At 65.0% G+C, this 12,985-nt stretch carries 10 protein-coding genes; 5 read left to right on the forward strand and 5 right to left on the reverse strand.

What is annotated here, in order from left to right:
• Positions 1-183: 183 nt before the first annotated feature.
• Together UIB01_RS03730 and UIB01_RS03735 are read left to right on the forward strand one after the other, a co-directional pair.
• A complete protein-coding gene (locus tag UIB01_RS03730) occupies positions 184-2,073 on the forward strand; it encodes a methyl-accepting chemotaxis protein (protein WP_038656998.1) in 1,890 nt (629 codons plus the stop codon).
• 122 nt (positions 2,074-2,195) lie between these two features.
• Complete coding sequence (locus UIB01_RS03735) at positions 2,196-2,876, forward strand: type 1 glutamine amidotransferase domain-containing protein (protein WP_038657000.1); 681 nt, start codon at positions 2,196-2,198, stop codon at positions 2,874-2,876.
• Positions 2,877-2,880: 4 nt separating this feature from the next.
• On the opposite strand, the gene rimA is transcribed toward UIB01_RS03735, so the two are convergent.
• On the reverse strand, positions 2,881-3,693 hold the full coding sequence (gene rimA, locus UIB01_RS03740) for a S6 modification regulatory phosphodiesterase RimA (RefSeq protein ID WP_038657002.1): 813 nt from the start codon (positions 3,691-3,693) through the stop codon (positions 2,881-2,883).
• A 117-nt stretch (positions 3,694-3,810) separates the two neighbouring features.
• Positions 3,811-5,475 carry a cation:proton antiporter gene (locus UIB01_RS03745; RefSeq protein WP_038657003.1) on the reverse strand — a complete coding sequence of 555 codons (1,665 nt, stop codon included), beginning with the start codon at positions 5,473-5,475 and terminating at the stop codon, positions 3,811-3,813.
• A 211-nt stretch (positions 5,476-5,686) separates the two neighbouring features.
• Between UIB01_RS03745 and rhlE1 the strand changes: the two genes are divergently transcribed.
• The 3 genes from rhlE1 to adhP all read left to right on the forward strand — a co-directional run bounded on the left by rhlE1 (position 5,687) and on the right by adhP (position 8,715).
• Entirely contained in the window at positions 5,687-7,012 is a 1,326-nt protein-coding gene (rhlE1, locus tag UIB01_RS03750) for an RNA helicase RhlE1 (RefSeq protein ID WP_038657005.1), read from the forward strand.
• A gap of 70 nt (positions 7,013-7,082) precedes the next feature.
• Positions 7,083-7,388 carry a DUF2845 domain-containing protein gene (locus UIB01_RS03755; RefSeq protein ID WP_038657007.1) on the forward strand — a complete coding sequence of 102 codons (306 nt, stop codon included), beginning with the start codon at positions 7,083-7,085 and terminating at the stop codon, positions 7,386-7,388.
• A 304-nt stretch (positions 7,389-7,692) separates the two neighbouring features.
• Positions 7,693-8,715: an alcohol dehydrogenase AdhP gene (gene adhP, locus UIB01_RS03760; protein WP_038657009.1), complete on the forward strand. Its 1,023-nt coding sequence runs from the start codon at positions 7,693-7,695 to the stop codon at positions 8,713-8,715.
• Positions 8,716-8,748: 33 nt separating this feature from the next.
• On the opposite strand, the gene UIB01_RS03765 is transcribed toward adhP, so the two are convergent.
• The 3 genes from UIB01_RS03765 to UIB01_RS03775 form a co-directional block, all read right to left on the reverse strand.
• Positions 8,749-10,650, reverse strand: coding sequence for an ATP-binding protein (locus UIB01_RS03765; protein WP_038657011.1), 1,902 nt, complete (start codon positions 10,648-10,650; stop codon positions 8,749-8,751).
• 96 nt (positions 10,651-10,746) lie between these two features.
• Positions 10,747-11,979, reverse strand: a complete 1,233-nt coding sequence (locus UIB01_RS03770; protein WP_038657013.1) for a TIGR03862 family flavoprotein — start codon at positions 11,977-11,979, stop codon at positions 10,747-10,749.
• 53 nt (positions 11,980-12,032) lie between these two features.
• On the reverse strand, positions 12,033-12,953 hold the full coding sequence (locus UIB01_RS03775; RefSeq protein ID WP_038657015.1) for a histone deacetylase family protein: 921 nt from the start codon (positions 12,951-12,953) through the stop codon (positions 12,033-12,035).
• Between the last annotated feature and the right edge of the window lie 32 nt (positions 12,954-12,985).

A 12,985-nucleotide genomic window follows, 5' to 3' on the forward strand; every position in this document is an offset into this window, starting at 1 on the left:
CACAAGCCTGCTAAACGCCAGCCGCGAGGCTGGCGTTTTTGTTTCTGCGATTGCGAGAAGGTGGTGGACTGAAAGATGGATGAGGCAAATGCTCAAGTTTCCTCTGCGGCAGCCGAAGGGAACTGATACAGGGACGGCAAGCACCTGCAGGACGCCGGTTTTAGAAGTCACACAGGACGTCCCATGCCCTTAAATCTCAAGTTCAGCCAGAAGATTCTGTTGGCTGCTTCTCTGGTGGTTATCACTACCTTCGCACTCTTCACGCTGTACAACGATTATCTGCAGCGCAACGCCATCCGCGCGAATCTGGAAAGCTATCTCGACGAGATGGGTGAGGTGACGGCGCATAACATCCAGAACTGGCTGTCTGGGCGCATCCTTCTGGTGGAAAGCGCGGCGCAGACCATCGGCAGTGACGGTAGTACGGAACGTGCAGGCGATCTGTTCGAGCAGCGCGCGCTGGCCTCAACCTTCATGTTTACCTATCTCGGCGGGGCGGATGGCAGCTACATCCTGCGTCCCTACGAGGAAATGCCGGCTGACTACGATGCGCGTACGCGCCCCTGGTACAAGGACGCCTTGTCCGCAAATGGCACGACGCTGACCGAGCCCTATGTAGATGCCACGCTGGACGAACTGGTGGTAACAGTAGCCACGCCAGCAAAGAACGGTGGGCGTACGCTGGGCGTGGTCGGCGGGGATCTTGGACTGAAGACGCTGGTGGAGATGCTTAACGCACTGGACTTCGACGGCCTGGGTTATGCCTTTCTGATCAGTGCCGATGGCAAGGTACTGGTCCATCCAGACAGCAAGCGGGTGATGCAGTCGCTGCGTGACATCTATCCACAAAACACTCCGTCGCTCGACAGCCGCTATGTCGAGGTGCAGCTCAATGGGGCGCCGCGCATCCTCAGTTTCAGCCCGGTCAAGGGCCTACCTTCGGTGCAGTGGTATGTCGGCATATCGCTGGATCGCGACAAGGCCTATGCCGCGCTGGCCAGTTTTCGTACCACTGCACTGATCGCTACCATTGCCGCCGTAACGTTCATCTTGCTGTTGCTCGGCATGCTGATGCGCGTGCTGATGCGTCCGTTGACTGACATGGGCCGCGCCATGGCCAACATCGCCGAAGGTGAGGGCGATCTGACCCGGCGGCTGGCGGTGCAGTCGAAGGACGAATTCGGCGAACTGGCCTCGGCGTTCAACCGCTTCGTCGAGCGTATTCATACCTCCATCCGCGAAGTGTCCTCCGCGACGCAGCAGGTCAATGAGGTTGCCGCCCGGGTGTTGGCAGCGTCCAACTCCTCGATGGCCAACTCCGATGAGCAGGCCAGCCGCACCAACAGCGTGGCGGCAGCGATCAACGAACTCGGCGCCGCCGCGCAGGAGATCGCGCGCAACGCGGCCGATGCCTCGCAGCAGGCCAGCGGTGCGCGGCATCAGGCCGAGGACGGTCGCCAGGTGGTGGAGCAGAACATTGCCGCGATGCGCGAGCTGTCGGCGAAGATCAGTGCGTCCTGTGCGCAGATCGAAGCGCTCAACGCCAAGACCGTCGACATTGGCCAGATTCTCGAGGTGATCAAGGGCATTTCCGAGCAGACCAACCTGCTCGCGCTGAATGCCGCCATCGAGGCGGCACGGGCCGGTGAGGCGGGACGCGGTTTCGCCGTGGTCGCCGACGAGGTGCGCAACTTGGCGCACCGCACCCAGAGTTCGGCGCAGGAAATCCAGCAGATGATCGAACAGCTGCAGGTCGGCGCCGGCGCCTCGGTGCAGACCATGACCGAAAGCCAGCGCCAGAGCGAGTCGAGCGTCTCAATCGCCGACCGCGCCGGCGAGCGCCTCGGCGAGGTCACTCAGCGCATCGGCGAGATCGACGGCATGAACCAGTCGGTGGCCACCGCCACCGAGGAACAAACCGCGGTGATCGAGTCGCTGAACATGGACATCACCGAGATCAACACGCTGAACCAGCAGGGCGTGGAGAACCTGCAGTCGACCTTGCGCGCCTGCGGCGACCTGGACCAGCAGGCGCGCCGGCTCAAGCAGCTGGTGGACAGCTTCCGTATCTGACCGGAACGGTGGTTCTAGAGGGCGCTGCGGCGCCCTTTTTCATGGATGTGTTTTGCTCGCGGAGCAATGTGCTCGTGGCGGCAGTCTCAACTGTTCACGTCGCGCTTCAACAAGGAGGCTCCATGAAAATTCTCATCGTGCTCACGTCCCACGACCAGCTGGGTGACACCGGCAAACAGACCGGCTTCTGGCTGGAGGAATTCGCCGCGCCGTATTACGTCTTCCTGGATGCCGGCGCGCAGGTGGTGCTGGCCTCGCCCAAGGGTGGCGAGCCGCCGCTCGACCCGAAAAGCGACGAGCCTGACGCCCAGACCGAAGCGACCGAGCGCTTCAACGGCGATGGCGAGGCGCAGACGTTGCTGGCCAACACCTATCGTCTGGATCAGGTTTCCGCCGAGGACTTCGATGCGGTGTTCTACCCGGGCGGCCACGGCCCGTTGTGGGATCTGGTGGATAACCCGTCCTCCATCGCGCTGATCGAATCCTTCGTCAAGGCCGACAAGCCGGTGGCCGCGGTCTGCCATGCACCGGCGGCGCTGACCGAGGTGCGCGGCAAGGATGGCGAGTATCTGGTCAAGGGCAAGCGGGTCACCGGCTTCACCAATGGCGAGGAAGCCGGTGTGGAGCTGACCGAAGTGGTGCCGTTTCTGCTGGAAGACCGCCTGCGTGAACGCGGTGGCCAGTACAGTAAGGGCGAGGACTGGAAGCCCTATGTGCAGGTCGACGGTTTGCTGGTGACCGGGCAGAACCCAGCCTCATCGGAAGCGGCGGCGCAGGAACTGCTCAAGCTGCTGCGCGGTTGACGCCTCACTGCGGCCAGGCGAGCTGTTCCGCCTGACCGCAGGCTTCGAACAACGGCCTGCCGAACAGATAACCCTGCATCAGATGGATGCCCAGATCGAACAGGGCGCTGCATTCGTCTGCGGTTTCGACACCCTCGCCGATCACCTGAATGCCCAGTTCTTCGCACATCGCCACCGTCGCCCTGACGATGGCCTGGCGTGTGCGGCTCTGGTCGATGCCGCGGATCAGGTCCATGTCCAGCTTGATGATGTCCGGCTGGAAGTCGGCCAGCAGGTTGAGCCCGGCGAAGCCCGCACCGAAGTCGTCGATGGCGGTGAGAAAGCCAATGCGCTGGTATTCGCGGAACACTTCGGTCAGCCATCTTCCATCGCTGATGCGCTCGCCTTCGACGGTCTCGAAGATGATCCGCTCGATGGGAAAGTCATGGGCGCGGGCGGTTTCCAGTGTGGAGCGGATGCACAGCTCTGGGCGGTAGATCGCGTTGGGCATGAAATTGATCGACAGTCTGCTCTGCATGCCCAGCCTGGAAGCGGTCTTGATCGCCTTGACCCGACCGGCCTGGTCGAAGCGGAACCGATTGTCTTCGTTGACCTGTGACAGCACGCTGGACGCCGGCTCGCCGCCGAGACCGCGTACCAGTGCCTCATGGGCGAATATCTGCCGGCTGCGCAGGTCGACGATCGGCTGGAAGGCGTAGCTGAAGCCGAAGCCCAGGCGTTCGCCACTGGCGCAACTGGGGCAGGCTCCATGCTCGGCGGCGCCGTGGCACGGAGATCCGGCTGGAGCAGGGTTGTTGCTGGTGTTGCTCGAACTCATGGGCGCACTCGATTGGACCGGCTGATAGCAGGTTAGCGGCTGTGCATTCGATCACTGAAGGCCACTGGTCTGCCAGTACTGTGTGCATGACGGCCTCGAATCCCTTGCCGCCGCGGGTCAGTGGTTTGGCTTCTGCCCCAGCTCCTCGATCAGGCTGCGCGCGGCGAAGTCCGCCGCATCGGTGAAGGGGTTTAGCACACGGGCGACGCCTGCCGCATTCAGTGCCTTGCCATGCTGGTCATCACGTACCACACCGGCGATCTTGCCCTGGAAGCCGGCATGCTTGAGTGCATGCAGAAAGGCACGATTGGCCTCCCACTGCGGAAAGCTGGTGACCACCCATTCGGCATGCTGCAGCGGTAGCGACTCGAGAAAGCTCGGGTCCTCGCCATCGCCGAAACGCACCGGCAGCCTGCTGCGACGCAGGGTGCGCACGGCTTCCGGGTCGAAGTCCACACCGAGCACCGGCATCCGCGCCGCCGCCAGCTGCTGCAGCAGGCGCGAGCCATAACGGCCCAGACCGAAGATGATGATGCGCGGATGGCCCTGCGGTTTGCCCTGCGCCTCCACTTCCAGTTCGCGATAGGGGCGCTTGCGTTCGAACACGCCGAGCCAGGGCGCCAGCCGTTCGTAGAGCGGTTGCGAGAACAGGATCATGTAGGTCGAGAGCATGATGGTGACCAGCCCGACCAGAGTGGTCAGCCCCAGCGCCTCCGGCCCGACATGGCCAAGGGTGATGCCCATGGCGACGAAGACGATGGAGAACTCGCTGATCTGCGCCACGGTCAGCCCGGCGAGAAAGCCGGTGCGCTTGCGATAACCCATGTAGCCCATGATCGCCATGACGATCAGCGGGTTGCCGATCAGTACGAATAGCGCCAGCACTATCGCCGGCAGGATCTCGTTGCCGAGGGTGGAGAAATCCAGTTTTCCGCCCAGGTCGATGAAGAAGAACAGCAGCATGAAATCGCGGATGCCGGTCAGTCGCGCATTCATCGCTTCACGGTAGGACGTGGAGGCCAGCGAGAAGCCGGCGACGAAGGCCCCGGCCTCCTTGCTGAAGCCGCTGTACTCGCCCAGCGCGGCCAGCCCGGTGCCCCAGGCAATGGCGAAGATCAGTAGCAGCTCCTGCGAACGCGCCATGCGGCTGACCAGATTCGGCAGCACGTAGCGCATCAGCAGGTAGAGCAGCACGGCCGCACCGCCCAGGCGCAGCAGCAGCGAGCCGGACACCTCGGCCCAGCCGGCATCGCCGGCGCCGCGCAGGGCGCTCATGGTCATCATCGCCAGCACCACGGCCAGGTCCTGAACGATCAGGAAGCCGACCGCAATGCGCCCGTGCAGCGAGTCCAGCTCGTGTTTATCCGAGAGCAGCTTGACGATGATGATGGTGCTGGAGAAGGTCAGCGCCACTGCGATGTAGATCGCCTCCATGGCGCTCTTGCCCATCAGCAGGGTCAGCGCGAAGCCGAACACAATGGTGAACGTCAGCTGCCCGAGCCCGGTGGCCAGCGCCACCGGGCCGATGTTGCGGATATGCGCGAGGTCGAGCTTGAGGCCGACGACGAACAGCAGCACGGCAACGCCGACTTCGGCCAGTAGATGGATCTGATCCGTGGCGTTGACCGGGCCGAACACCGCCGGGCCCAGCAGGATGCCGACCACGATGTAGGAGATCAGCAAAGGCTGACGCAAGCTCACGGCAATCGCGCCGACCACCGCCGAGATGATCAGCAACAGGGCGAATTCGGCAAAGGGGCCGTGGGCGAGCAGCGCTTCCATCGATGTCTCCGTGAAGGTAATTGTTTGACGCCGCGGCGCCGCGCCTATCCTGCGGCAGTGCGTTGTTCGCCGCCACCGTCGGGTGGTGGCAAAACGTAAATCCGCTCAAGCGGTTTTTCTCGCCCATGAGGTGTGGCTGAGCGAGCGCTGCCGGGCTGCTGCTAGAATCCGCTCTTTTTTCATCCCGCCGAAACGGCGCTGCGAGCCTGCCATGACTTTCGCCTCCCTGGGCCTGATCGATCCGCTGCTGCGGACCCTGGAAACCCTCGACTATCGCAAGCCGACGCCGGTTCAGGCCGAAGCCATACCTGCCGTGCTCAAGGGCCGCGACCTGATGGCGGCGGCGCAGACCGGCACCGGCAAGACCGCCGGTTTCGCCCTGCCATTGCTGCAGCGCCTGACCATGCACGGCGCCAAGGTGGCAAGCAATTCGGTGCGCGCGCTGGTACTGGTGCCGACCCGCGAGCTGGCCGAGCAGGTCCACGAGAGCTTTCGCGTGTACGGGCAGAATCTGCCGCTGCGCACCTACGCGGTGTACGGCGGGGTCAGCATCAATCCGCAGATGATGGCGCTGCGCAAGGGCATCGACGTGCTGGTGGCGACGCCCGGTCGCCTGCTCGATCTGTACCGGCAGAATGCGGTGGGCTTCAATCAGCTGCAGGCGCTGGTGCTCGACGAGGCCGATCGCATGCTCGATCTGGGCTTTGCCGATGAGCTGGACCAGCTGTTCTCAGCCCTGCCGAAGAAGCGCCAGACCCTGCTGTTCTCCGCGACCTTTTCCGAGCCGATCCGGCAGATGGCCCGCGAGCTGCTGCGCGATCCGCTGTCAGTCGAGGTCAGCCCGCGCAATGCCGCGGCGAAGACGGTCAAGCAATGGCTGGTGCCGGTGGACAAGAAGCGCAAGAGCGAACTGTTCCTGCACCTGCTGGCAGATAAGCGCTGGGGCCAGGTGCTGGTGTTCGTCAAGACGCGCAAGGGCGTCGATCAGCTGGTCGACGAGCTGCAGGCTGCGGGCATTTCCAGCGATGCGATCCACGGCGACAAGCCACAGGCCTCTCGACTGCGGGCGCTGGAGCGCTTCAAGGCGGGCGAAGTGCAGGTGCTGGTGGCGACCGATGTCGCCGCGCGCGGGCTGGACATCCATGATCTGCCGCAGGTGGTCAACTTCGACCTGCCGATCGTCGCCGAGGATTACGTGCACCGCATCGGCCGTACCGGTCGCGCCGGCGCCACGGGCGAAGCGGTTTCCCTGGTCAGTGCCGATGAAGTCGATCAGCTCGCCGCCATCGAAACCCTGATCAACCAGGTGCTGCCGCGCCACGACGAGCTGGGCTTCGTGCCGGACCATCGTGTGCCGACCACCACACTGGGCGGGCAGATCATCAAGAAGCCGAAGAAACCGAAAAAGCCCAAGGATGCCGGCGGCAAGGGCAAGATCCATCTCGGCAACTGGTTCGACGAGAGCGAAAAGCCCAACGCCAAACCCATTCGCAAGGTGCCGAGCCTGGGTGGTGGCAAGCCTGCGAAGAAGCGCTGAGCATCGTAGAGGCACGGGCTAAGCTCTTTCGAACCAGGTGCTAAGGCGCTGCATGTGGGGATAACGATGCATGGGTAGCAAGACGGCCGCACTCATACTGCTGGCTGGCGCGCTGTTTGGCGCGGCTGCAGAGGCTTCCATGAGGTGTGGCACGCGCTTGGTTCATCTGGGTGACACACGTGAGCAGGTCGAGGCCAAGTGCGGGCCCGCCGATAGCCAAACCTTCGAAGAACCGTCGCTGCGCAGCGACGGCGTCGTACAACCGGGTGCCGTCAGGATCGACCGCTGGGCCTACGGCCCGCGATACGGCGCGCACCACCATCTGCGCGTCATTGACGGCAGCCTGGTTGAAATCCGCATGGAGCGTAACCCGTAGGGCGCGGATACGCTGAGTTGGCTACACGGGAATCTGCCGGTTACGGCGTAGCCCGGGCCGGGCCCGCTTGTGCGTCGGCGCTGGTGAATGCGCCAATCACTGCCAGAGCCACCATCCACATCTCGGGTTCGCCAGGTGCAGGCGGTTGCCAGCAATAGGTACTGCCCCGGGCCGCGGCCGTCGGATATGAGGCCGATACCGCTCGACGGGCGGTCTAGAGCGTCGCGTGATGATTGATCTGGGTCTAGGCTTGCTCCGGTCTGCCCAATGCAGACTCGAACGTCCCGAATCAAGGAGCAAGCCCATGACCCAAACCATGAAAGCTGCAGTCGTTCACGCCTTCGGTGAGCCGCTGCGCCTCGAGGAAGTCAAGGTGCCGATGCCCGGCCCAGGACAGATCCTGGTGAAGATTGCCGCTTCCGGCGTATGCCACACCGACCTGCATGCCGCCGAGGGCGATTGGCCGGTCAAGCCAGCCCTGCCGTTCATTCCCGGCCACGAAGGTGTAGGTCATGTGGCGGCCGTTGGCGCCGGCGTAACACGTGTCAAGGAGGGTGATCGCGTCGGTGTGCCCTGGCTGTATACCGCCTGCGGTTGCTGCGAGCACTGCCTAACCGGCTGGGAAACCCTCTGCGAGGGCCAGCAGAACACCGGCTATTCGGTGAACGGTGGCTACGCCGAGTACGTGCTGGCTGATCCGAACTATGTAGGCATCCTGCCGAAGAACGTGGAGTTCGACGAGATCGCGCCGATCCTCTGTGCTGGGGTCACCGTCTACAAGGGCCTTAAAGTCACCGGGGCCCGACCCGGGCAATGGGTGGTGATCTCCGGTATCGGCGGCCTTGGCCATGTCGCCGTGCAGTACGCCAAGGCCATGGGGCTGCACGTGGTGGCGGTGGATGTAGATGATGCCAAGCTCGAGCTGGCCAAGCGCCTGGGCGCCAATCTGACCATCAACGCGCGCACGGAAAACCCCGTGGAAGTGGTGCAGCGCGACATCGGCGGTGCCCATGGCGTGCTGGTGACCGCCGTGTCCAACAGCGCCTTCGGCCAGGCCATCGGTATGGCCCGCCGGCGTGGCACCGTGGCCCTGGTCGGCCTGCCGCCGGGAGATTTCCCGACGCCGATCTTCGATGTGGTGCTCAAGGCGATCAGCATCACCGGCTCCATCGTCGGCACCCGCGCCGACCTGCAGGAGGCACTGGACTTCGCGGGCGAGGGACTGGTCAAGGCGACCATCCACACCGACAGCCTCGACAACATCAACCAGATCCTCGATGACATGCGCGCCGGCCGCATCGAAGGGCGGATCGTGCTGAAGATGTAGGGCACCGCGCGGCCAATCGCCCGGCGGTTGGCCTCAGCCGCGCATGAAGGACAGGTGGATGTCGCTGCCGTAGCGGCGGATGATCTCGCCCTTGGCCGCATGGAACGCGGCGACATCGCCGGCCTGTCCGATCCTGTCGAGTTTCCAGCGTGCCAGTTCCTCGGCGATCACGTCCATGAACAGCTCGGCGAGCAGCAAGCGGGCGGAATCGCGGAAGTTGCCGTGGCCGTCGACGTACAGCTGTACAGTGGGCGCGGCAGTGTTGATCAGGATCTTGCGTTCTTCCGCGCTGTACACCGCACGATCCACGTCCTCGCCCAGATAGCGGAACTCGTAGCCGGTGAACATGGCTTCGCCGTGATCGCGCGATTTGCGCTGCTGCGCGGACGGGTGTTGCCCGTTTCGGTGGTGATGGGGATGCGCGGAGGCGTGTTCGGCGATGACGATTTCGCACCAGGCCAGGTAGTTGCCGGCGCGCACGACGATCTCACCGTGGTCGGCCGTCGACTGGCCGCTGAGCGTCCATTCCATGCAAGGCTTGTCGCGTACCGTCTGTAGCGGAATCGCCGCGGGTGGCGGATCGATGCTCAGCCCCTCGCTGAGCGTAGCGTCTACCTGCAGGATCGCGTCCGGTGGCAGTTGCTGCGGATCGAGCAGCAAGCGGATGTGGAACGGGTGACCCGGCTGGCGGTAGTAGAACGGCGTACTGAAGCGCAGCGCGGCTGGCGAGCTGTCGGCGGACGAAAGGTTTGCCGTCGGCGTGCTGGCCGGCGCAAGGATGCCGAAGTCGTGGATGGCCGCCTGGTTCATGCGCTGCAACAGGTGCTCGATCATGTGCGCGGTGCGCCCGGAAGTGGTGGCGCGCTCCAGGTGCCTGAGCTTTTCCTGCTCGGCCATCACGAAGGGAGCGATCAGCTGACTGACGGCGTGGGCGAGCGCGGCCACCAAAGGTGTCTTCAGGTTCAGCCCGGCGCGCTCGTCGCTGATCACCGCCACGCCCTGGCCTAGCTGTTCGATCAATGCCGGGCAGCTCAGCGTGCCGAACAGGTATTCGGTGCCGACCTGGTTTTCGTGGTCGAACAGCTGGCAGTCCAGTACCGCGGTGCCCGACAGCACCAGCAGGCCGCTGGTGCGCTCGTCTCCGCGCGGCACCAGTTGCGCATCCAGCGCGCGCTTGAGCGTCAGGCTGAAGGGAAAGGTCTGCCCGTTGCAGTGGAACTCGCATGGCAGCTCGGGGCCGAGCAGCAGCAGCGATGGCGGCTCCTCGAAACGAATCCGCCCGCTGCGCTCGATCTCCACACCATCGCGCAGATGCGCCAGCTCGAGGTACCGGCGGTTCAGCACGTCGCGCAGGTAGATGTTGTTGGCCAGCGAGTCGACCAGTGCGCCGAACTGGGAAATGCTGACCTGGCTGCTTTCGATGACGATGGCCACGCGCGTGCCATTGCCGGCGATCCCGAGGCGTTCGCGGTCGCGCTCGGTCACCGCGCGGTCCTGGCCGCCGTCGTCGTAGAGGTAGCCTCCGTTTTCCGCACGGAACAGCTCGATCCGCGACAGCCGCCCTTCATGGATGGTTTCCAGCCAACCGTAGCCGAGGCCGAAGATCGCCTGTTTCAGGCCGCGGCCGAAATAGCCGCGCCCGCCACCAGTGCCCTTCGCCAGCGGGCTGTGCGCGCCGCCATAGCTGAGAATGAAGCAGGCGGTGGCAAACGGCATGCCCTGGGCCTGGTCGGTGACGGCCAGCAGAGCGCCGCGCCTGTGACGCTCGTACTGCACGAGGATCTGCCCGGAAACTGCCACACCCTCCGCCTCCAGTCGGGCGTAGCTGTCGTCGCTGTTGGTGATCAGCTCGACCAGCGCCTTCTCGATCGAGGCGAAGCGCCGGGAGTCGATGTCGATGACGCGTTGATCCACCGGAATTGCGTTGACGGCCATCGGGTTGCCTCGCGTGTGTGCGGTGCGCCGATGGGGGTGCAATGGCGCGCTCGATACCACTGAAGCTAGCAGCGCAATGCCGGCAAGGCGAGGTGGCTAGTGGTCGCGCAGCCAGCGCAGCATGCCTTCGGCAGCCGCTCGGCCGCTGGCGAAACAGGCGGTCAGCAGATAGCCGCCGGTGGGGGCTTCCCAGTCGAGCATCTCGCCGGCGCAGAACACGCCGGGCAGCTGGCGCAGCATGAGGTTGTCATCCAGCACTTCGAATGGCACGCCGCCGGCGCTGCTGATGGCCTCGTCCAGCGGGCGCGGGCGCAGCAGGCGGATGGGCAGCGCCTTGATCGCCGCCGCCAGGGCCTGCGGCTGCTGAAAGGTCGCGGCATCGGTCAGCTCGCGCAACAGTGCCGCCTTGACGCCATCGAGCTTCAGTTGGCGGTGCAGGTGCTTGGCCATCGACTGCGAACCCCGCGGTTTGGCCAGCGCATCAGCGATCTGCGCCTGGCTGCGATCCGGGAGCAGGTCGAGCAGCACTGTGGCGGCACCGTCGCGATTGATCGTCTCGCGGATCGGCGACGAGAGCGCATAGACCAGGCTGCCCTCGATGCCGCTGGCGGTGAGCACGAACTCGCCCCTGCGCGGCGCAGCGCCCGGCAGCGCGAGGCTGACCGTCTTCAGCGGCGCTCCGGCGAATTTCTCGATGAGGTGGGCGCTCCAGCCTGCTACCTCGAAGCCACAGTTGGCCGGCTGCAGCGGTGCGATGGTGATTCCGCGGTTTTGCAGCAACGGCACCCAGGCGCCATCCGAGCCCAGTCGCGCCCAGCTGCCGCCGCCGAGGGCGAGCAGGGTGGCGTGTGCCTCGACTCGGGTTTCGCCTTCCGGGCCGGCGATACGCAGCGCGCCGTGCTCATCCCAGCCCAGCCAACGCTGGCGGGTGTGCAGCTGCACGCCGCTTTCGCGCAGACGCTTGAGCCAGGCGCGCAGCAGCGGCGCGGCCTTCATGTCGGTCGGGAAAACCCGGCCGGAGCTGCCGACGAAGGTGTCGATACCCAGCCCGTGAATCCATTCGCGTAGCGCGCCCGGGGTGAAGGCGTCCAGCCGCGGGCGCAGCTCGCCGGCGCGTGCTCCGTAGCGGTTGACGAAGGCGGGGTAGTCCTCGGCATGGGTGATGTTCATGCCACCGACCCCAGCGAGGAGGAACTTGCGACCCAGCGAAGGCATGGCGTCGTACAGATCGACGGCGACCCCGGCCTGGCCGAGCACTTCGGCGGCCATCAGCCCGGCGGGGCCGCCGCCGATGATGGCGACACGATAGGAAGGGGCGGGCGGGGTCATGGCGGTAGCCTGGCGAACATCACGGGGCGGGCATTGTAGCCGCTGCCGGATGCTCAGCCGAGTCCGTGGCGCTGCCAGGCCGCGGCGGCACTGACGTGCAAGGTGGCGTGGCGGCGGGCGAGCAGGGCGCGGTCCTTGTCGTAGCCACCGCCGATCAGGCCGACTACCGGAATGTCGCGGCCGAGGCAGTGATCGAGCACAGCGCGGTCGCGTGCGGCGAGTCCTGCGTCGGTCAGCGAGAGCAGGCCCAGGGCGTCGTCGCGGTGTACGTCGACGCCGGCGTCATAGAGCACCAGGTCAGGCTGATAGATCGGCAGCAGGTAGTTCAGGGTGTCATGAACCACCTTGAGGTAGGCGTCATCACCCATGCCGGGCGGCAGTGGAATGTCCCAGTCGCTGTGGGCCTTACGGGTGGGGAAGTTCTTCTCGCAGTGCAGCGAGACGGTGACGGCATCCGCCACGTTCTCCAGGATGCGCGCGGTGCCGTCGCCCTGATGCACATCGCAATCGAAGATCAGCACGCGGCCGACGCGTCCGCTTTCCAGCAGATACAACGCGATCACTGCCAGATCGTTGAAGATGCAGAAACCGGAGGCGTGGTCGCGGTGGGCATGGTGGGTGCCACCCGCCAGATGACAGGCCAGGCCATGCTGCAACGCCTGTTCGGCCGCCAGCAGCGAACCGCCCACCGCGCGCACCGTACGCCGGGCGAGCTCCTGGCTCCAGGGCAGGCCGAGGCGGCGCAGCTCGTCGCGGCCCATCTCGCCGCTGCAGTAGCGCGCGACGTAGTCAGGGTCGTGTGCCAGCGCCAGAATGTCGTGGCTGCACAGTTCGGGGCGCAATAGCGCGGCGTCTGTGGTCAAACCCAGGGCGACCAGATGGTCGCGCAGCAGACGAAACTTCTCCATGGGGAAGCGATGGCCCGGTGGCAGCGGCGGGCTGTAATCATCGTGGAAGACCAGGGGAAGCGACATGAACCACGCGTGTTCGATGGATGTGCGCCGCA

It is taken from the genome of Stutzerimonas decontaminans (assembly GCF_000661915.1).
GTDB classification, from domain to species: Bacteria; Pseudomonadota; Gammaproteobacteria; order Pseudomonadales; family Pseudomonadaceae; genus Stutzerimonas; species Stutzerimonas decontaminans.